The 20,725-nt window shown below is 37.0% G+C and carries 16 protein-coding genes, 1 other RNA gene and 4 pseudogenes; 14 read left to right on the top strand and 7 right to left on the bottom strand.

Annotated features, from left to right (window positions below; genetic code table 11):
* Positions 1-6 precede the first annotated feature (6 nt).
* A complete protein-coding gene (gene eno / locus BAU27_RS10470; RefSeq protein ID WP_002124088.1) occupies positions 7-1,302 on the top strand; it encodes a phosphopyruvate hydratase in 1,296 nt (431 codons plus the stop codon).
* Positions 1,303-1,352: 50 nt separating this feature from the next.
* Here eno and BAU27_RS10465 read toward each other — a convergent pair whose 3' ends face one another.
* Positions 1,353-2,303, bottom strand: a complete 951-nt coding sequence (locus tag BAU27_RS10465) for a nucleoside hydrolase (RefSeq protein ID WP_071770839.1) — start codon at positions 2,301-2,303, stop codon at positions 1,353-1,355.
* Between the two features lie 275 nt (positions 2,304-2,578).
* Between BAU27_RS10465 and BAU27_RS10460 the strand changes: the two genes are divergently transcribed.
* The 12 genes and pseudogenes from BAU27_RS10460 to gndA all read left to right on the top strand — a co-directional run bounded on the left by BAU27_RS10460 (position 2,579) and on the right by gndA (position 14,886).
* Entirely contained in the window at positions 2,579-2,956 is a 378-nt protein-coding gene (locus tag BAU27_RS10460; protein ID WP_175546533.1) for a CidA/LrgA family holin-like protein, read from the top strand.
* A complete protein-coding gene (locus tag BAU27_RS10455; protein WP_071748043.1) occupies positions 2,953-3,645 on the top strand; it encodes an LrgB family protein in 693 nt (230 codons plus the stop codon). The genes BAU27_RS10460 and BAU27_RS10455 overlap by 4 nt, the downstream gene beginning before the upstream one ends.
* 94 nt (positions 3,646-3,739) lie before the next feature.
* Positions 3,740-3,973: a preprotein translocase subunit SecG gene (gene secG, locus BAU27_RS10450; protein ID WP_000557262.1), complete on the top strand. Its 234-nt coding sequence runs from the start codon at positions 3,740-3,742 to the stop codon at positions 3,971-3,973.
* 161 nt (positions 3,974-4,134) lie between these two features.
* Entirely contained in the window at positions 4,135-4,875 is a 741-nt protein-coding gene (locus tag BAU27_RS10445) for an alpha/beta hydrolase (protein ID WP_165616086.1), read from the top strand.
* Between the two features lie 211 nt (positions 4,876-5,086).
* The gene (rnr, locus tag BAU27_RS10440) at positions 5,087-7,513 is read left to right on the top strand and encodes a ribonuclease R (RefSeq protein ID WP_071748045.1); all 2,427 of its coding nucleotides are present in this window, start codon (positions 5,087-5,089) and stop codon (positions 7,511-7,513) included.
* Positions 7,514-7,726: 213 nt separating this feature from the next.
* The gene (gene smpB / locus BAU27_RS10435; RefSeq protein WP_001123920.1) at positions 7,727-8,194 is read left to right on the top strand and encodes an SsrA-binding protein; all 468 of its coding nucleotides are present in this window, start codon (positions 7,727-7,729) and stop codon (positions 8,192-8,194) included.
* 126 nt (positions 8,195-8,320) lie between these two features.
* Positions 8,321-8,675: a transfer-messenger RNA gene (gene ssrA / locus BAU27_RS10430) on the top strand.
* Positions 8,676-8,921: 246 nt separating this feature from the next.
* Positions 8,922-9,653: a GntR family transcriptional regulator gene (locus tag BAU27_RS10425; protein ID WP_071770838.1), complete on the top strand. Its 732-nt coding sequence runs from the start codon at positions 8,922-8,924 to the stop codon at positions 9,651-9,653.
* Positions 9,646-11,181 carry a gluconokinase gene (gene gntK, locus BAU27_RS10420; protein ID WP_071770837.1) on the top strand — a complete coding sequence of 512 codons (1,536 nt, stop codon included), beginning with the start codon at positions 9,646-9,648 and terminating at the stop codon, positions 11,179-11,181. Before BAU27_RS10425 ends, gntK begins: the two co-directional genes overlap by 8 nt.
* Positions 11,182-11,296: 115 nt before the next feature.
* Positions 11,297-12,643 (top strand): gluconate permease GntP, encoded by a 1,347-nt coding sequence (gene gntP / locus BAU27_RS10415; protein WP_071770836.1) that lies wholly within the window; start codon positions 11,297-11,299, stop codon positions 12,641-12,643.
* 299 nt (positions 12,644-12,942) lie between these two features.
* Positions 12,943-13,268: pseudogene (locus BAU27_RS10410) on the top strand (PDZ domain-containing protein); the annotation flags it as partial.
* A 208-nt stretch (positions 13,269-13,476) separates the two neighbouring features.
* Positions 13,477-14,886, top strand: a complete 1,410-nt coding sequence (gndA, locus tag BAU27_RS10405) for an NADP-dependent phosphogluconate dehydrogenase (protein WP_071770835.1) — start codon at positions 13,477-13,479, stop codon at positions 14,884-14,886.
* A 75-nt stretch (positions 14,887-14,961) separates the two neighbouring features.
* On the opposite strand, the pseudogene BAU27_RS10400 reads toward gndA, so the two are convergent.
* From BAU27_RS10400 to BAU27_RS10375, 6 genes and pseudogenes are all read right to left on the bottom strand, one after another.
* Positions 14,962-15,229: pseudogene (locus BAU27_RS10400) on the bottom strand (cyclase family protein); the annotation flags it as partial.
* 28 nt (positions 15,230-15,257) lie between these two features.
* Positions 15,258-16,733 carry a glucose-6-phosphate dehydrogenase gene (gene zwf, locus BAU27_RS10395; RefSeq protein WP_139254638.1) on the bottom strand — a complete coding sequence of 492 codons (1,476 nt, stop codon included), beginning with the start codon at positions 16,731-16,733 and terminating at the stop codon, positions 15,258-15,260.
* 566 nt (positions 16,734-17,299) lie between these two features.
* A complete protein-coding gene (locus BAU27_RS10385; protein WP_071770833.1) occupies positions 17,300-17,674 on the bottom strand; it encodes a YxeA family protein in 375 nt (124 codons plus the stop codon).
* Between the two features lie 206 nt (positions 17,675-17,880).
* Positions 17,881-18,000 (bottom strand): DUF4027 family protein, encoded by a 120-nt coding sequence (locus BAU27_RS32300; RefSeq protein WP_175546532.1) that lies wholly within the window; start codon positions 17,998-18,000, stop codon positions 17,881-17,883.
* A 360-nt stretch (positions 18,001-18,360) separates the two neighbouring features.
* A complete protein-coding gene (locus BAU27_RS10380; protein ID WP_071770832.1) occupies positions 18,361-19,518 on the bottom strand; it encodes a hypothetical protein in 1,158 nt (385 codons plus the stop codon).
* 136 nt (positions 19,519-19,654) lie between these two features.
* Positions 19,655-19,900: pseudogene (locus BAU27_RS10375) on the bottom strand (ABC transporter permease); the annotation flags it as partial.
* Here BAU27_RS10375 and BAU27_RS10370 point away from each other — a divergent pair.
* Positions 19,893-20,474, top strand: a pseudogene (locus tag BAU27_RS10370) (ATP-binding protein); the annotation flags it as partial. The pseudogenes BAU27_RS10375 and BAU27_RS10370 overlap by 8 nt on opposite strands.
* Positions 20,475-20,725: the final 251 nt, after the last annotated feature.

Raw genomic sequence — 20,725 nt, 5'->3', positions numbered from 1 at the left:
TTTATTATGTCAACAATTATTGATGTTTATGCTCGCGAAGTCCTTGACTCTCGTGGTAACCCAACTGTAGAAGTAGAAGTTTACACAGAAAGCGGCGCTTTCGGACGCGCTATCGTACCAAGTGGTGCATCTACTGGTGAGCACGAAGCAGTAGAATTACGTGACGGTGACAAATCTCGTTACCTTGGTAAAGGTGTTATGAACGCAGTAAACAACGTTAACGAAGCAATCGCTCCAGAAATCGTTGGTTTCGACGTAACTGACCAAGCTGGTATCGACCGTGCTATGATCGAATTAGATGGCACTCCAAACAAAGGTAAACTAGGCGCTAACGCTATCCTTGGTGTATCTATGGCAGTAGCTCACGCAGCAGCTGACTTCGTAGGTCTTCCATTATACCGTTACCTTGGTGGATTCAATGCAAAACAATTACCAACTCCAATGATGAACATCATCAACGGTGGTTCTCACGCTGATAACAACGTTGACTTCCAAGAGTTCATGATCTTACCAGTTGGTGCTCCAACATTCAAAGAATCAATCCGTATGGGTGCTGAAGTATTCCATGCACTTAAAGCTGTATTACATGACAAAGGTCTTAACACTGCAGTAGGTGACGAAGGTGGATTCGCTCCAAACCTTGGTTCTAACCGTGAAGCTCTAGAAGTAATCATCGAAGCTATCGAAAAAGCTGGTTACAAAGCTGGCGAGAACGTATTCTTAGGAATGGACGTTGCTTCTTCTGAGTTCTACAACAAAGAAACTGGTAAATATGACCTTGCAGGCGAAGGCCGTACTGGCTTAACTTCTGCAGAAATGGTTGATTTCTACGAAGAGCTTTGCAAAGACTTCCCAATCATCTCTATTGAAGATGGTTTAGACGAAAACGACTGGGATGGTCACAAATTATTAACTGAGCGTATCGGTGATAAAGTACAATTAGTTGGTGACGACTTATTCGTAACTAACACTCAAAAACTTGCTGAAGGTATCGAAAAAGGTATCTCTAACTCAATCTTAATTAAAGTTAACCAAATCGGTACTTTAACTGAGACTTTCGAAGCTATCGAAATGGCTAAACGTGCTGGTTACACAGCAGTTGTATCTCACCGTTCTGGTGAAACTGAAGATGCTACAATCGCTGACATCGCAGTTGCAACTAACGCTGGCCAAATCAAAACTGGTTCTATGAGCCGTACTGACCGTATTGCTAAGTACAACCAATTATTACGCATCGAAGACGAACTAGGCGAAATCGCTGTTTACGATGGTTTAAAATCTTTCTACAATATCAAACGATAATTGCAGAAAATAACGACAGACCGTGAGAAATCACGGTCTGTTTTTTTATGTTAAAATTGCTCACCCGTCATAAGCGACATAAAATATTTAAAGAAGCGGTTATAATCAAAATCAATTGCGATTTGATGACTCGGCAAATCAATAAATGGCTTTGGCTGCACTAAAGAACGAAATTCTCCAATACTTGCCCCCTGTGCATAAGATTCTGTCATGACAATAATTGGTGACTGGTGATAAGTGAACATAGAGTTATCAAATAAAGCTAGTATTGGTATTGTGTCATGAAATGGACTTCCCTTTAAATGCGGCAAGATATCTTTATAATATCCGTAGTAATAATGGTCGAATAACGGTTTGACAAGTGGGGCTTTTCCTTTTGCGTCAATGTACTCAGCCATTTCTGGTGTAATGACGGAATACTGGGTTACGTTTAATGGGTATATGTACATGTTAGCTGCGGATTGAAGGACTATATTAGCAGCAGTAGGATCACCATAAAAGTTTGCTTCTGAAATAGGGGTAACGTTACCGGGATGCAAAAAGGCACCACCCATTACGTAATAAGATTTAATTTGCTTCATTAACTGTTTACATACAATGAATAAAATTGCTAGGGAGGTAAGTCTTCCTAAACTTACAATGATTAATTCATCTTTATACTGTTCAATAAGAGGAATAACTTCGAAAAAATTCTCCATTTCTCCGTTAGTCACATTTTTCTTAGGGATAATTGGCCCGAGCCCCTGCTTCCCATGTACATCCGTAAAGAACGCAGGAGGGGAACCAGTAAGAGGACGTTCTGAACCACCGAATATCTTAATGTTTCTATTCTTTATTTCATGTTTAAGAAAATGAGCATTTTGCACGGCCATTTCTTTTGGAACATTGCCGTAATCTGCAACGATACCAATGATTTCTATTTCATCGATAAAGAATGCTAAGAGAAGAGCCATCGTATCATCAATTCCAGGATCACAAAAAATGAGAACCTTTTTTGGCATATGTTCACCACCTATCTTATTTATATATATGTAAGATTTGGGATGAGAAGAATAAAAAGATTATTTTCTTAAAATAATAACCCCTTAAATTCAGAAAATATAAACTTTACATAATAGGTCAAGGTTTTTGACGTAAAATTCATTCGGAAACACAGTCATATCAAGGGTGTAAGCGTATATCATGTCGTTTTTTTGTTGTCGATTTGATAAATTGCAGCTTTTTACAATTTATACTATGATAAAGATATTAACAGAAGATCGTATAAACATGAGGGATGATGAACATGAAATTTACAAAGATTCTTGTCCAAATTGCTGCTCTTTACGTGTTTTATATGGTTGGAAATTGGGTTCAAGAAATGTTAAATATACCCATTCCAGGAAGTTTGATTGGGATGTTTTTCTTACTTGTTTTACTTAGCCTAAAAGTACTTCCAGTGAAATGGTTTGATTTAGGAGCAGAAACACTCGTTGCTATTATGCCGTTTTTATTAATTCCGCCAACGCTTGGCCTAATGAATTACGGTGCTTTTTTTATGAGTAAAGGAATTTCTCTTTTCATTACAGTTATAGCGAGTACATTTTTAATCATTATTGTCGCAGGACATACAGGACAATACCTTGCGAATAGAAAGGAAAAAGAGACACAATGAGCCAAATATTAATCGGAATCGGTTGGGTTCTTTTTACGGTGCTATTATATCAATTATCTAAAAAAATCTATAAATTATTTCCAACACCATTTACCATTCCAATGCTTGTAGCGACAGGATTAATGGCTTTCTTATTTATAGTGCTTGATATACCATATCAAAATTATATGGAAAGTGGTGGTGGCTGGATTGCGAAGTTACTTGGGCCAGGTGTTGTAGCATTTGCAATCCCGCTTTATAAACAACGTCATGTTCTGCAAAAATATGTTGTACCAATTGCTGGTGGTGTAATTGTTGGAACGACAGTGGCGATTGCAAGTGATATGGCTATCGCCACACTTATGGGAACAGATAAAAGTTTAATTTTATCTTCTTTACCAAAGTCAGTGACAATGCCAGTTGCGATGAGTGTATCTGAACAAGTGGGTGGTGTCCCATCCTTAACAGCGGCTTTCGTCGTTATCGCAGGGATTACCGGAACGATTACAGGACCAATTTTGTTAAAATGGAGCCGCGTTACAAACTCGGTTGGTAAAGGGATTGGCTTTGGATGTGCGTCTCATATTATGGGTGTTATGAGAGCGATGAAAAATAATGAGCATGAAGGTGTTATTGGATCGGTAACAATGACATTAACAGCAATTTTGACATGCGTGCTCGGACCATTATTTGCAATGATGTTTATGTAATAGAAGAAAAGCGAGAGCGACCCTATAGCTCTCGCTTTTCTATAGGATTTATGCTACAGTTGGAATAACTGAATCTTTGTAGGAGGTACGCCAAGTGCATACGTTATTATCCGTTTTACTTATTATTGTATCGATTTTAATGATTGTTATGGTACTTATGCAGTCTAGTAATAGCTCAGGCCTTTCAGGTGCAATTTCAGGCGGTGCAGAGCAATTATTTGGTAAGCAAAAAGCACGTGGAATTGAAGCGGTATTAAACCGCATTACAATTGTTTTAGCTGTATTGTTCTTCGCATTAACAATTGGTGTTACGTACTTAAACTTATAGAATTGAAAGAAGAAGCGTTAGTAAGATGTACTAATGGTTCTTCTTTTTTTGTTTTGCCATTTGAAAGATGTTTCTAATTAGATTATAGAAATATAAATATGGTACACTAGATATAGAAAGAATACGACTAGATTACAGAAGAGAAAGAGGAGAAGTACATGATGAAATTAGCATCTCCAAAACCATTTACATTTGAAGGTGGAGACCGCGCTGTTTTATTATTACATGGATTCACAGGGAACTCAGCTGATGTACGCATGCTAGGGCGTTTCTTAGAGAAGAAAGGCTATACTTGTCATGCGCCAATTTATAAAGGACACGGCGTACCACCAGAGCAGCTTGTTCATACAGGTCCTGAAGACTGGTGGAAAGATGTAATGAATGCCTACCAGCATTTAAAAGATCAAGGTTACGAGAAAATAGCTGCGGTTGGATTATCATTAGGCGGAGTATTCTCATTAAAACTTGCTTATACATTACCGATTTTAGGTGTTGTACCAATGTGTGCACCGATGTACATTAAAAGTGAAGAAATTATGTACCAAGGTATATTGGCATATGCACGCGAATATAAAAAACGTGAACAAAAATCACCAGAGCAAATTGAAAAGGAAATGTTTGAATTTAAACAGACACCGATGAATACATTAAAAGCATTACAAGAGTTAATTCGTGACGTACGCAATAATGTGGATATGATTTATGCGCCAACATTCGTTGTACAAGCACGCCATGATGAAATGATTAATACAGATAGTGCTAACATTATTTATAACGGTGTAGAATCTACGTTAAAAGACATTAAATGGTATGAAGACTCTACGCATGTCATCACACTTGATAAACAGCGTGAAGAGCTACATGAGGATGTATATAACTTCTTGGAGCAACTAGATTGGTAAGGTCTAGTTGCCTCTTTTTTTCATAAGGGAATTTTTTATCCCGGTGGTTGTGGGCTAATAATCAGTGAAGATGGATAACCCTCTACTGATTAAAGTTTCATTTTATGAAAACTGTAAAAAATCATTGGGAGATGATTAAAGTTTCGCTTTATACATCCCCCATCTTTCGGATACACTAAATAATATAAGGGTTTAAAGGAGGTATTTCTGCTTGGAAGAAATCATACAAGAACATATTGATAAGTTGTTATTATTTATGAGAGAAGAAGCGTATAAACCGTTAACAATACAAGAGTTAGAAGCGGCATTTGGAATTGAAGGTTCTGAAGGCTTTAAAGATTTTGTAAAGGCACTTGTAATGATGGAAGAGAAGGGACTTGTTATCCGCACACGTAGTAATCGCTACGGTCTTCCAGAAAAAATGAGCTTAGTACGCGGTAAATTAATTGGACACGCACGTGGCTTTGCATTCGTTGTACCAGATGAGAAGAAAACGGGAGACGATGATCTTTTCATCCCGCCTACAGAGTTGAACGGTGCACTTCATGGCGATACAGTATTAGCACGTGTTAGCTCACAATCAAGTGGATCACGCCAAGAAGGTTCAATTGTACGTATTTTAGAGCGTGGAACGAAGGAACTAGTTGGTACATATACAGAGTCGAAAAACTTTGGATTTGTCATACCTGACAATAAGCGATGGACGAGTGACATTTTCATCTTGAAAAGTGCATCTATGGGCGCTGTGGAAGGTCATAAAGTAGTTGTGAAAATTACGAGCTATCCAGAGAACCGTTTAAGTGCAGAAGGTGAAGTTATTCAAATTCTAGGTCATAAAAATGATCCAGGGGTAGATATTTTATCTGTTATTCATAAACATCATTTACCGTTGGCGTTCCCTGAAGAAGTTATGGAACATGCAAACAGTGTACCAGAAACGATTTCAGAAGGAGATTTAAAAGATCGCCGTGATTTACGTGATCAAATGATTGTTACAATTGACGGCGCAGATGCAAAAGACTTAGATGACGCTGTTACAGTAACGAAGCTTGAGAACGGTAACTACAAGCTTGGTGTTCATATTGCGGATGTAAGTCATTACGTTCAAGAAGGTTCTCCAATTGATGTTGAAGCAGCAGAGAGAGCGACGAGTGTATATCTTGTAGACCGTGTAATTCCGATGATTCCGCATCGTTTATCAAACGGTATTTGTTCGTTAAATCCAAAAGTAGACCGTCTGACACTATCTTGTGAAATGGAAATCAACAATCTAGGTGATGTTGTAAAGCACGAGATTTTCCAAAGTGTTATTAAAACGACAGAGCGTATGACGTATGCTGACGTAAGAAGCATTTTAGAAGATGAGGACGAAGAGTTAATCAAACGCTATGAGCCGTTAGTACCGATGTTTAAAGAGATGGGCCAATTAGCTCAAATTTTACGTGAAAAACGTATGCGCCGTGGTGCAATTGACTTTGACTTTAAAGAAGCAAAAGTGTTAGTAGATGAAGAAGGAAAACCGACTGATGTTGTAATGCGTGATCGTTCTGTATCAGAGAAGTTAATTGAAGAGTTTATGCTTGTTGCGAACGAAACAGTAGCAGAGCACTTCCACTGGATGAACGTACCGTTTATGTACCGTGTCCATGAAGATCCGAAAGAAGATAAGCTTGAGCGTTTCTTTGAGTTTGTAACAAACTTCGGATATGCAGTAAAAGGACGTGCGAATGAAATACATCCTCGTGCGTTGCAGCAAATTCTTGAAATGGTTCAAGGTCAGCCTGAAGAAGTAGTTATTTCAACAGTTATGCTTCGTTCTATGAAGCAAGCACGTTATGATTCGGACAGCTTAGGACATTTCGGTTTATCAACGGAGTTCTACACGCATTTCACATCACCAATTCGTCGTTATCCAGATACGATTGTTCATCGATTAATTCGTGAATATATCATCAACGGTAAAGTCGACAACGAAACGCAAGCGAAATGGCGTGAAAACTTACCTGAGATTGCAGAGCACTCTTCTAATATGGAACGCCGTGCTGTTGAAGCAGAGCGTGAAACAGATGAAATGAAAAAAGCAGAGTATATGGTTGATAAGATTGGCGAAGAGTATGACGGTATGATTAGCTCTGTAACAAACTTCGGTTTATTCGTAGAGCTTCCAAATACAATCGAAGGTCTTGTACACGTTAGCTACTTAACAGATGATTACTACCGTTATGACGAAAAACATTTCGCAATGATTGGAGAACGTACAGGTAACGTGTTCCGTATCGGTGACGAAATTACAATTCGCGTTATTAATGTAAACAAAGACGAGCGTGCAATCGACTTTGAAATCGTTGGCATGAAAGGAACACCTCGTCGTAAGTTCAAAGATCGTCCAGTCGTTATCGAACAGCCAAGAACAGGCAGAAAGAAACGCGGTGGACGTAGCGAGCGTAGTAATGAGCGCGGTGGCGAACGCGGCGCAGGAAGAAAGTTTGACCGTGGCGGTAAAGGAAAAGCATCCGCATCCGCTTCCACATCCACATCTGCTAGCCAGTCAGGGAAAAAAGATGGGAATGGTAAGAAGAAAAAAGGATTCTTTGAAAATGTACCAGGATTCAAGAAGAAAAAGAAAAAGCGTAAGTAAGAAAAGGATGGCTTCGCTTTGATGAAAAGCGGGGCTTTTTCTTTTTATTGTAATCCAGCTACAGTGGCTAGAATCTATTGGCCATTTCACTCCCTCGGACGAAGCAAAAAGCGCTTCTCTGTCGGGAGCTCCAATGTCCAAAGATTCTGAGCGAGCCACTTTCGCTTTTTGTTTACATTTGTTACAATAGTAAAAATAGAGGAGGGACGTTATATGCCAAAAGGTACAGGTAAGGTTATTGCACAAAATAAAAAAGCATTTCATGATTATTTCATCGAAGAAACATACGAAGCAGGGCTTGTCCTTCAAGGAACGGAAATTAAGTCGATTCGCGCTGGTCGCGTAAACTTGAAAGATGCGTTTGCACGTGTACATAATGGTGAAGTATGGGTTCATAATATGCACATTAATACGTACGAACAAGGGAATCGTTTCAACCATGATCCACTTCGTACGAGAAAATTACTTCTGCATAAAAAAGAAATTGATAAACTAGCGGGAGCTGCAAAAGAAACAGGTTACGCATTAGTTCCACTTAGAATCTATTTGAAAAATGGATTTGCAAAGATGGCACTTGGTTTAGCAAAAGGTAAGAAGCAATATGATAAACGTCACGATTTAAAAGAGAAAGAAGCTAAACGTGAGATTGCACGCGTGTTCCGTGATCGCCAAAAGATGTAATACAGATATTTACATTTGTAAAACGGCGCGCGTATGATATAATAACTTATGTAAGGTTGTTGCACATTGAAAAACAGCTCTTAGTAGCTATCACGATATTTTCTTCGTATGCTCCATTTTTATCATGGGGACGTTACGGATTCGACAGGGATAGTTCGAGCTTAGGTTGCGAGTCGAGGGGATCGGCCTCGTTAAAACGTCAAAGCCTATAATTGGCAAACAAAACAATCTTTCTTTAGCTGCTTAATTGCACTAAAGGTTCCTCCCTCCATCGTCCATGTGGTAGGGTAAGGGACTCAAACTAAGTGGACTACGCCGGAGTTCGCCGTCTGAGGGCGAAGGAAGAGAACAATCAGACTAGCAACTTGGAAGCCTGTCGATAGGCTGAAGAGTTTGCGAAATACTAATATATCGACTACACTCGTAGAAGCTTAAGTGCCGATATTTTTGGACGTGGGTTCGACTCCCACCGTCTCCACCAATACATATTTGGTGGTTTTTTTATTTTGTATATAACAAGAAGCATAAGATGGCCGTTTTGGCCAACTTATGCTTCTTTTAGTTTATGGCCAACTTATGCTTCTTGATTTGAAAATTCAAGATAATTCCAATATCTCGGCTGTCCTCCTAAAAAATCGACACAAAAAGTAAAGCGCTTGCATAATTAAAAATCTGAGTTATAATACTTGTATACAAGTATACTTGATTAACATGAGAAGGTGACGTTATGACGGAATCAATAGAATTTCTTTATCCTGAAAAATGGCTTTCAAAAGCTTCTACTGGTGATCGTGTTGCGAGCGAACTTAGAATGCGTATTATTGCAGGTAAAATTGAAAACGGTACCATTCTATCAGAAAATAAATTAGCCGCCGATTTTTCTGTAAGTCGGTCACCTGTTCGTGAAGCATTAAAAGTACTGGCCTCAGAAAATATCATTCGCTTAGAAAGAATGGGCGCAGTTGTCATTGGTTTAACCGAAAAAGAAATTGAAGAAATATACGATGTTCGTTTACTCATAGAAACGTTTATCTTTGAACGGCTTGTAAAAATGGACACGAACGAGTTAGTAAAGGAACTGAATAAAATTATAGAAATGATGAAAATCGCCATTAAATATCATGATGCTGATGAGTTTTCTTATCAAGATGTCTTATTCCATGAAACGATTATTCGCACTATTCATCATTCCCATATCCTGATGATGTGGAATAATTTAAAGCCTGTTATGGAAAGCTTAGTCCTTTTATCAATGCGTACCCGTTTCAAGGAAAAATACGAAGACTTTGAACGGATTATCAAAAATCATGAGCTTTATATAAAAGCGATTGAATCAAAAGATCGAGCCCTCATGATTGAGGTCTTACATCAAAACTTTGATGATGTTCAAGGGAAAGTTGAAGACCTCTGGATGTCACAACAAATGTTATCTAAAGGAGTAGAGCAAGAACATGAGTAGCTATATGTTAGGTATAGATATCGGTACAACAAGTACCAAAGCAGTATTATTTACTGAAAAAGGTGAAGTCGTCCAAACAGAGAATATTGGTTACCCACTTCGCACACCGGATATATCCACAGCGGAACAAGATCCAGAAGAGATTTTTCAAGCTGTTTTGCGAGCGATTTCAAATATAACGAGACATCATTCAGATAAAAAACCATCGTTTATTTCATTTAGCAGCGCCATGCACAGTGTCATTGCAATGGATGAAAATGACCATCCGCTGACACCTTGTATCACCTGGGCAGATAATCGCAGTGAGGCATGGGCACATAAAATCAAAGATGAACTGAATGGCCATGAAGTTTATAGACGAACAGGAACACCCATTCACCCCATGTCACCATTAAGTAAAATTACTTGGATTGTGAATGACTATCCTGAAATCGCAGTCAAAACGAAAAAATATATCGGAATAAAAGAATATATCTTTAAAAAATTCTTTGATCAATATGTTGTGGATCATTCTCTCGCTTCATGCATGGGGATGATGAATCTACAAACACTAGATTGGGATGAAGAAGCTTTAAAAATTGCTGGTGTAACACCTGCTCAATTATCTGAGCTCGTACCAACCACCAAAATATTTAGCAACTGCAATCCGGATTTAGCTAAAAAGATTGGTATCGATTCACAAACACCGTTTGTCATTGGTGCCAGTGATGGAGTGCTTTCTAATCTAGGTGTGAATGCAATTAGAAAAGGTGAGATTGCAGTCACAATCGGGACAAGTGGTGCCATTCGAACCATCATTGACAAGCCGCAAACAGATGAAAAAGGAAGAATATTCTGTTATGCCTTAACGGAAAAACATTGGGTAATTGGTGGACCGGTAAACAATGGAGGGATGGTCCTTCGCTGGATTCGCGATGAACTTGCTTCATCAGAAGTAGAAACTGCGAAAAGACTAGGAATTGATCCATACGATGTATTAACCAAAATTGCTGAACGAGTGAGACCTGGCGCAGACGGATTATTATTCCACCCATACCTCGCAGGTGAACGTGCGCCATTATGGAATCCAGATGTACGTGGATCATTCTTCGGCTTAACTATGTCACATAAGAAGGAACATATGATTCGTGCAGCTTTAGAAGGCGTTATTTATAATTTATACACGGTATTTTTAGCATTAATCGAATGTATGGACGGTCCTGTGACCCGTATTCAAGCAACAGGAGGCTTCGCAAGGTCTGACGTTTGGCGACAAATGATGTCCGATATTTTCTCATCTGAAGTCGTTGTTCCAAAAAGCTACGAAAGCTCCTGTCTAGGTGCATGTATATTAGGTCTCTATGCTACAGGAAAAATTGATTCTTTTGAAATCGTTTCCGAAATGGTTGGCAGCACCTATAAACACACACCGAAAGAAGAAGCAACAAAAGAATATAGACAATTACTACCGATATTTATCAACCTATCAAGAGTATTAGAAGACGATTATACACGAATTGCTAATTATCAAAGAAATTTAATAAAGTAAAACTTTCATCAGTGATCCCCCACTCCTCATCTCTCTTTAAATTTTGAGGTTGGGGGTTACTACCAAAAAAATAGGGGATAAACACAAATACAGCTAATATTATGGGGGAATTACGATGCCATTAGTCATTGTAGCAATTGGGATTTTAGCATTACTTTTACTGATAATGCGCTTTAAATTAAATACCTTTATTTCATTAATCATTGTATCGTTCGGCGTTGCTTTAGCACTTGGAATGCCGCCAGAAAAAATTGTTAAAACCATTGAAGCAGGATTAGGCGGAACACTTGGTCATTTAGCACTCGTTTTTGGACTTGGTGCGATGTTAGGTAAGTTGCTTTCAGATGCTGGGGGCGCACAACGCATTGCCATGACCCTTGTGAACAAATTTGGTGAAAAGAACATTCAATGGGCTGTTGTGACTGCCTCATTTATTATCGGTATTGCATTATTTTTTGAAGTAGGATTAGTATTATTAATTCCGATTGTATTTGCTATTTCAAGAGAATTAAAAGTTTCTATCTTATATCTCGGTATTCCGATGGCAGCAGCTTTATCTGTAACACACGGATTTTTACCGCCACACCCAGGACCAACTGCTATCGCTGGTGAGTTGCATGCAAACATCGGTGAAGTATTACTTTACGGTTTTATGATAGCGGTTCCAACAGTTATTTTAGCGGGACCTGTATTTACTAAAATTGCAAAAAAACTAGTACCTGAAGCATTCACAAAAACTGGTAATATCAAATCTTTAGGCGAGCAGAGAGTATTTAAACTTGAAGAAACTCCTGGCTTTGGAATCAGTGTTTTTACCGCTTTACTGCCTGTTATTTTAATGGCAATCGCTACAATTATTACTTTGCTGCAAAAAACAATGGGATTTAAAGATAATAGTTTACTAGCAGCGATCCAGTTTATTGGGAATGCGGATACTGCCATGTTGATATCCTTATTAGTTGCGATCTATACAATGGGATTGGCAAGAAATATTCCAATCAAGAACGTGATGGAATCTTGTACAACAGCGATCTCAAATATTGGGATGATGCTCTTAATTATTGGCGGAGGCGGAGCCTTCAAACAAGTATTAATTGATGGCGGCGTTGGTAACTATGTAGCCGAATTATTCAAAGGAACTTCATTATCACCGATCTTGCTCGCATGGATTATCGCTGCCATCTTACGTATTTCATTAGGGTCTGCTACGGTTGCTTCATTAACAACTGTCGGTTTAGTGATCCCGATGTTAGGTCACTCTGACGTTAACCTTGCTTTAGTTGTCCTTGCAACAGGAGCTGGTAGTTTAATTGCTTCACACGTGAACGATGCTGGTTTCTGGATGTTCAAAGAGTACTTTGGTTTAAGCATGAAAGAAACATTTGCAACATGGACCTTGCTTGAGACTATCATTTCCGTAGCCGGATTAGGATTTACTTTATTACTAAGCTTATTTGTATAGACCTTTCTAGACAGTAAAAGGGGTACGGAAACGATTCAAAAAATAACCCGCCACATCTGAAAATTTTTCCAATTAAACTTTTGGGATAAGTCATATGGGATACTCTTTCCTTAGGGAAATTGGCAAATAGTCTACCGTCCCAATTAAGTACACTCTACTGGGATGAATTTAAAATGTATATTGTTAAAAAACAATTTAAATAGAATATTTCGGGTTTGGAAAAGTAAAAAGATACAAAAATTCTATTTTTTACAGATGTGGCGGGTCAATGTCCGGATCGTTGCCGTATGCCAATGAGGGAACGATTTGCTGATGAAACGCGTCCAGCGTATTTTACAGCGCGCAATGATGGATTAGTAGTTGTTAGGCACGATCCCGAATACAGTCGGTGCAGAATTTAATCTGAAGCCCGGAGAGGTTATTACTTAAATAAACGGCGTGATTCCTAAAAGTACAGAGGAGTTTTAGGATGCGCTGCAGTCCAAGACGACAGGGGCATTTTGTAAGTTAGAAGTACTTGATACAAAAGGTTAGCTTCACCTTGCTCAAACAGCGCGGTGGACATCATGAATTAGGCATTGTGTTTGTAGAGCAAGATCATAAGTGGGATACGGAAGTTGGATGATGTGATTTTTCATGATTAATTGATAAGGATGGAAGTTTCTCTTTATTTTTTAACTTGATGGTGATGTGCCGTGTTCCTATGATCTTTTACACGCATCTTGGCGGAGCATATTGAAATGAATAAGATGGATTATTTGATTAAAGTGTTACTTTAGGTATATATACTATAATATAGACAGAGTAACATGCATAGAAAGGAACGATGAAATATGCCAAAGCAAAAAATTGGAGTTGTTGGTGTGGGCGTTATGGGAAAAAGCCTCGCACTTAACTTTGAAAGTAAAGGGTATTCTGTTGCCCTATATGATATTTCAAAGGAAAAAGTAAATGAAATCATTGAGGAAAACCGTGATAAAAACATGGTTGGTACTCACATGGTTGAAGAGTTTGTTAACTCACTTGAATCACCTAGAAAAATTTTGTTAATGGTTAATGCAGGGGAAATTACAGATAAGGCGATTGATTCTCTGCTTCCTCACCTCGATAAAGGTGATATTTTAATTGACGGCGGTAATACATACTTTGTCGATACAATTCGCCGAAACAAACGTCTTGCCGAAAATGGAATCAATTTCATTGGAGCAGGTGTGTCAGGCGGAGAAGAGGGGGCATTGAAGGGACCGTCTATTATGCCGGGCGGACAGAAGGCTGCATACGAAAAAGTGAAGGATATGCTTGAAAATATCTCTGCAAAAGTGAATGAAGAGCCTTGCTGTTCTTATATCGGACCTAATGGTGCGGGCCACTATGTAAAGATGGTTCACAACGGTATTGAGTATGGAGATATGCAATTAATTTGTGAAGCATATTTCTTCTTGAAACAAACACTTGATTTGACTGCAGAAGAGTTTTATGAAATATTTGCTGAATGGAATAAGGGCGAACTGAACAGTTATCTAATCGAGATTACAGCAGACATTTTCACGAAAAAAGATGAAGAAACTGGAAAGCCATTAGTGGATGTTATTCTTGATACTGCGGGACAAAAGGGCACAGGGAAATGGATAAGCCAAAGTGCACTTGATTTAGGTATTTCTCTTCCGATTATCACAGAATCTGTATTCGCACGTTGTATTTCTGCTTTAAAAGAAGAGCGTGTGCATGCAAGCAAATTATTATCTGGCCCTAAAGATAAACCAGCGCTTGGAATTGAAAAAGCAGAATTAATTGAAGCAGTGCGCCAAGCTTTATATATGAGTAAAGTTTGTTCTTATGCGCAAGGATTCACGCAATTAAAGGCAGCTTCTGAGGAATATGACTGGAACCTTGATTTTGGCAGCATTTCTATGCTTTGGAGAGGCGGATGTATTATTCGTGCAGCCTTTTTACAGAACATTAAAGAAGCTTATGAGAAGAACACTGACTTACCGAATCTTTTACTTGACCCATACTTTAAAGAAATTGTGGAGTCATACCAAGGCGGATTACGTCAAATTATCTCATTGGCTGTACAACAAGGTATTCCGGTACCTGCATTTTCAGCAGCGATTTCTTACTATGACAGCTATCGTACTGCAACACTACCTGCAAACTTGTTACAAGCGCAGCGCGATTATTTTGGAGCACATACGTATAAACGAGTAGATAAAGAAGGTACATTCCATACGAAATGGATATAAAATAAAAAATGGACCAAGATTGAAATCTTGGTCCATTTTTTTATTCTGCATTAACGGGCAGTTTCATTTTATTGAAGTAATACCACCTTCAACATGTGTCAGGTCAAAAACCTTTGTTTCGCCCACCAATTTCTCGATATCAGGTGTTTCAAACGTGTCTCCGTCATTGATCATATGCAAAGGCGCATCAATATGCGTTCCTGTATGAGCATCCATTTTTAATGTGGATTCTGTTACATGACCGTTTGTAACTTTAGAAAGTTGAGGCTGTTTTTTCTGGTTTATTTTTATATACAGGCATTCCTTCGTAAATAGGTACTGTAATGTCATATACTTTTTTCATAAAAATTCTCTTTTTGCCTTTGCTAGGATTAGATTGAATAGTCACTATCATCGGAAATTGGCCACCAATGTAAGCTGTTTTCTGCAAGCAAATCATCTGAAGCTTGAGGTCCCATTGATCCTGATTCATAAGTAAGTAAATCGGTTGATACATCCTGTTTCCATGCTTTAGAAATAACATCAACAAATTTCCATGATAACGCTACTTCATCCCAGTGAGTAAAGTTTGTTGCATCGCCTTGAATTGCATCATATATCAGCTTCTCATAAGCTTCTGGTGTATTTACTCCGTCTACGCAGTCATTGCAGTAATCAAGTTTAAATGGTTTCGTCTTTTCAGAAGTACCGATTTTCTTACCATTTAAAACAAGAGAAATTCCTTCATCCGGCTGAATATGAATAATAAGCAGGTTCGGATGAACGCTGTTTTCTAATTTAGAATATAAATTCATTGGCAATTCTTTAAACTGAATAACGATTTTTGTTGATTTCTCTTGCATGCGTTTACCCGTACGAATGTAGATCGGCACACCAGCCCAGCGGAAATTGTCTATTAATAATTTACCCGCCACAAATGTTTCCGTTCTTGAGTTTGGATCCACTTTATTTTCGCTTCTGTACCCAGGAACTTCTTTTCCGTTGATTGTTCCTGGACCATACTGACTTCGCACAAAGTATTGATCCACTTCGTCTACTGCTATTGGTCGAAGTGCACGTAATGCTTTAATTTTTTCGCTTCGGATTTCTTCTGTTGTTAAACGAATTGGCGGTTCCATTGCCAGTAAAGCAACCATTTGTAACATATGATTTTGTATCATATCTCTTAAGGCACCGGAATTGTCATAGTATCCTCCGCGATCCTCTACGCCTAAAGATTCACTGGATGTAATTTGAATATTAGAGATGTATCTATTATTCCACAATGATTCAAATATTGCGTTTGCAAAACGAATAACGCCAATGTTTTGAACCATTTCTTTTCCTAGATAATGGTCAATGCGATAAATTTCATCTTCCGCAAATGCGTGACGAAGTTCTTCATTTAATTTTTGTGCGGATGGCAAGTCATGTCCAAAAGGTTTTTCGATAATCAATCGATTCCAGCCGCTTGAGTTTGTCACGCCTTCTGATTTCAAGTAAGAAGCAATTGTTCCAAAGAATTCAGGAGCCATCGCCATATAAAACATTCTGTTTCCTGGAATAGTGAATTGTTCTTCAAGGTTAGTAATTAATGCATTCAAATCTTGGTATGAAGCAGTATTCGTAACATCAAACGCTAAGTAGCGGAAATGAGTTAAAAATTCATCTAAATCATTCCCTGGTTCAATTTTTGATTCTTGAATAGAGGTTAATACATTTTCACGAAATACATCGTCACTCCATTCACGTCTCGCTACACCAACAACAGCAAAATTTTTAGAGAGCTGTCCTTTTTTATATAGGCTATATATAGAAGGGAATAATTTTCTCTTCGCTAAATCTCCTGTTGCTCCAAATATAACCATAGTGCAATATGTATTGTCGTTATTGTTCACTGGGTACCCTCACCTTTATTAATGTATATCGAATAGTATCTCACAAAATTTTAACACAATTTGAAAGAAGTCTCCTACTTTTAAGTATGTGTAGGAAAGCAGGAATAAATTTTTTATTAAGGCGAAGTAGAAAATCAAAAGAAAAAGCACGAAATCATCTCTACCATGTAATTGTAAACGTAAAGTAACTCCAAAATATACAATAAAAGTTGATTTTAGAGTTATTTTTTGTTTACTTCACTTTTTTTCGGCACTCTGCAACTAGATGCTAAATCCATTGACCACGGCAAGACCTTATCAATTTCCTCTTCTTTGTTAGAGGTCATGGGTGTATCATATAAAGATTCTAATGAATAAGCTAGTAATTTTGAATATCCTATGCTGCTAATAGGTATTTTTATTTGCTGTTTTGTGAAATTCACGGTCAGCTTATGGGTTAATAATTAACACACGGCCAACTTATGCTTCCACAAATAAAAGGAGTATCTCTTGCTTAACAAGAGATACTCCTTTTATTTGTTTTTGATAATCATTTATTATTTTATCCCTAATTTTTCTTTTGTTTTTGTAGGTAAATCTGATTTTTGTACTTCTTCATAAGATTTAACTTCTGTGTCTGGTATATCTGTTTTCTTTTTGTCCTCTTGTTTAATGTAAAGGTGTAAAAATGCATTTTCTTTCATTTTTTCATTACTTGGTTTTTGACTAGCGAAAGTAACTTTTTTTTCGCCTCCATCTTCACCGTAAGTAGGTAAAGTATAGACACGTTTATTATCTTTAATTTCACCTTCACCTTGGATTTGAACGTAGTATTCTTCTGTACCAATTTTACTTGGAGAAGATATATCACATCCCACCGCAAAGCTAGCGAATAGTGCAAAAGTAGCGCATGAAGCAAGTAATTTTTTCATATGAAAACTCCTCTATAAGTTATTTGTATGTTTAAACTGGGCTAACTAGTTATTAGTTTACAAGGAATAAATGTGTGCAAACATCGATGTATCTAACTGGTTCCTTACATTTTTGTAAGGAACCATTATTTTGAAAGCTATCTATATAAAAAGTGATTTTTAGTCATCTTGAATGATCTTAAATTTAAAGTAGTAAAGAAGATATATTACATAAAAAGTTGTTGAGTGATTTTAATAACAGCAGCAACACCAGATAGTAAAACGAAACCGCCTAAGCAAGAAACAGTAGCGATGTAGCTGAATAATAAGTCTTGGTTTTCTTTCATGAGAATTCGCTCCTTTAAGTGATTTAATAATGTATGATTGCAATGAATTTGTATATTACATGAAAAGTTGTTGAGTGATTTTAATAATAGCGGCAACGCCAGATAGTAAAATGAAACCGCCTAAGCAAGAAACGGTAGCGATGTAGCTGAATAATAAGTCTTGGTTTTCTTTCATGAGAATTCGCTCCTTTAAAAGTGTCTTTATTGTTGATTGATTATCTACTTTTAGTTTATATAAAATGTAAGATTGGAAACATCGAAGTAACTAACAATTGGCTTACAGTATTGTAAGGAATCTTACAGAAGTATGAAAAAAGGCTATTCTATTGAAAGAATAGCCGAAGTCTGAAGTAGATGATTTTAGGAAGTTCTCTCATCTAACTTCATTTTTTTTATGAACTGTTTCGTTGCTGGATTTGTAAGGAGAAGTAAGCGGAATGATGTTCCACCGTAATAGACACATTTCTTGATTTTAGTAACTATTGTTTGTTTTTGTGTAGGAGAAAGACGATCGATGTCATTTTCTTCTAACAAATAAATAACCTCTAACATATTCATTTCTGCTTTTTGGGCGATACGATTAGATTTTAACTTTATATACATAAAATTAATGGTTGCGCCAATTGTATAAGGTAATAAAGCTAATTGAGCTTTCTTTTCTAAATTTGTTTTAAAATCACTCATATTAAAATTCATTTCCTCGCCAAGTAGTACAGAAACATCCTGAATAAAAATAACGAGCAATAATAGCGTTGTTGCAATCATTGAATTGGATATGAAAAAAGCATTTTCTGTACGACTTAGTTGGTAAGGAGGTCGTATCCATACAATTCCCATTTGGACGATAATTCCGATGAAAATTGTTAAGATGATAGAGAAGTTATTTAAAAGGTCAAAATGAGTTAAACTACCTATCGTTGATAATAAACTAGTACTTATTATCGCTCCAGTGATAACTGAAGAGAGTATTAATAATATGGTCATTAATATATTTGTCCATTGTAGTGCAAGATAAAGGCTAGTTACTGTTACCGCACTTAAAAGTAAAATCATTTGCATCACATTAGAGATTAGGTCTGAAAAAGACGTTGAGATGGATACATTAATTTGTAATAAGCTATTGAAGCTCGATGCAGAGATGAGCAAGCTATACAATATTTTTGTATAGCACTTGTAAATGTATCTTCGATAAAGTAGTTCTTTATGGGGATCAAAGAGGGAGAAGAAGGCTAATTCTTTCACTTTTTGATGCTCTTGTTTCATTTCGAAGTAAATATTTTTAGCGAAATATAAATAAAGTGACATGACCATAAGCCAACTAATATTAACGAGCCATAGCCCATAAAACACCTTGGGGCTAAAGAGAATAGAAATGATTTTGGTCCCTATATACATATAAATAGCAATACAAATAAATGCATTTGTTTTTTTGCTTAAGTTATAGGCGGAAAATTTTCTAATCTGTTTACTAAAGAAAAAGTGTAGAGAATTTCTTAGTAGTTGTTTCACATGTTGCAATAAAATAACTCCTTTCGTCTATTCAGATCAATTGTTGAAATTTAAAAATAGAATTTAGTTCATATATTAGTATAGTGGATAAATGATTAATAAGGGTATAAAAAAGCTGATGACAGCATGTCACCAGCTTTTTGTATTATCTTTCTTTCGGAAGCACAATACCTTTATACAATTGAACTGTAATTAAGTAATAAACAGTGTAGATTACCGCAAAAATCGCCAGTGGAACCCAAATACGGAAGTATGGGTCAACCATAATGAAGGAGAACATATTCATACCAACGATTACATGGGAGATGCCAATAGTAGCTGGGAATAAGAATGCTAACAATAACTCCTTATAGATAGATCTCGCTAATAGCTCACGACGAACTCCTATTTTAATTGATAAATTAGAGGATGAGTTAGGGAAAATAGATCACTTCGTTGAACAAGCTTTATATTATTCACGGCTTGATTCCTTCTCAAAAGATTATTTTATTCAAGAAGTTTCTCTAGAGGCGATTACGGGAGCTAGTATGAAAAAATATGCTAAGTCATTTATTTCAAAACGCATTCAATTTAAACGCACAAACTTGCAAATTTTAGTAGAGAGCGATACAAAATGGCTATCTTTTCTTGTCAATCAGATTGTGGCAAATGCATTGAAGTATACTGATTCGCATGGAGAAATTAAGTTTATCGGGGAAGAAGACAAAGCGGAAAAGCGTCTCATTATTCAAGATAATGGAATTGGTATTAAGCTTGAAGACGCTGGACGAGTATTTGAACGTGGATTTATAGGAGTGAATGGACGAGTTCATACGAAATCAACGGGATTAGGATTATATTTAGCGAAACGATTGTCTCATAAATTAGGGCATGATATTTCTATTGAATCGAAAGAGAACGAATATACAAAAGTGACACTACACTTTCCTAAAGGCAATCAATATCATACGATCGCGAAAGCATAACAAGAGCACTTATCTATAGATAAGTGCTTTTGTTATGTTTTCTTTTATCATGCGGCGATCTCCCTGAAATAGAAAATGAAGAAATGGTTATTGATGATAAGCAGGTAGATACTGTAGTTGCTCCTTAATGATTAAAAAATATTTATTTAAATCTTCATATATTTTGTGTTTTTATCCATATCTATTGTAAGATTATATAGAGTTCTCCTAATAAGCTGTTATAATGGCTTTTTTTAGGGATTTAACATTTA

It is taken from the genome of Bacillus sp. NH11B, assembly GCF_001884205.1.
Lineage (GTDB): Bacteria > Bacillota > Bacilli > Bacillales > Bacillaceae_G > Bacillus_A > Bacillus_A proteolyticus.
This window is presented reverse-complemented; position numbering and strand designations above follow the sequence as displayed.

What these genes read in the sequence shown, in the direction of transcription:
- eno (WP_002124088.1), top strand. Translation starts at nt 7, where the DNA reads ATGTCAACAATTATTGATGTTTATGCTCGCGAAGTCCTTGACTCTCGT.
- BAU27_RS10465 (WP_071770839.1), bottom strand. Translation starts at nt 2,303, where the DNA reads ATGCCAAAAAAGGTTCTCATTTTTTGTGATCCTGGAATTGATGATACG.
- BAU27_RS10460 (WP_175546533.1), top strand. Translation starts at nt 2,579, where the DNA reads ATGATGAACATGAAATTTACAAAGATTCTTGTCCAAATTGCTGCTCTT.
- BAU27_RS10455 (WP_071748043.1), top strand. Translation starts at nt 2,953, where the DNA reads ATGAGCCAAATATTAATCGGAATCGGTTGGGTTCTTTTTACGGTGCTA.
- BAU27_RS10445 (WP_165616086.1), top strand. Translation starts at nt 4,135, where the DNA reads ATGAAATTAGCATCTCCAAAACCATTTACATTTGAAGGTGGAGACCGC.
- smpB (WP_001123920.1), top strand. Translation starts at nt 7,727, where the DNA reads ATGCCAAAAGGTACAGGTAAGGTTATTGCACAAAATAAAAAAGCATTT.
- BAU27_RS10425 (WP_071770838.1), top strand. Translation starts at nt 8,922, where the DNA reads ATGACGGAATCAATAGAATTTCTTTATCCTGAAAAATGGCTTTCAAAA.
- gntK (WP_071770837.1), top strand. Translation starts at nt 9,646, where the DNA reads ATGAGTAGCTATATGTTAGGTATAGATATCGGTACAACAAGTACCAAA.
- gntP (WP_071770836.1), top strand. Translation starts at nt 11,297, where the DNA reads ATGCCATTAGTCATTGTAGCAATTGGGATTTTAGCATTACTTTTACTG.
- gndA (WP_071770835.1), top strand. Translation starts at nt 13,477, where the DNA reads ATGCCAAAGCAAAAAATTGGAGTTGTTGGTGTGGGCGTTATGGGAAAA.
- zwf (WP_139254638.1), bottom strand. Translation starts at nt 16,733, where the DNA reads ATGGTTATATTTGGAGCAACAGGAGATTTAGCGAAGAGAAAATTATTC.
- BAU27_RS10385 (WP_071770833.1), bottom strand. Translation starts at nt 17,674, where the DNA reads ATGAAAAAATTACTTGCTTCATGCGCTACTTTTGCACTATTCGCTAGC.
- BAU27_RS32300 (WP_175546532.1), bottom strand. Translation starts at nt 18,000, where the DNA reads ATGAAAGAAAACCAAGACTTATTATTCAGCTACATCGCTACTGTTTCT.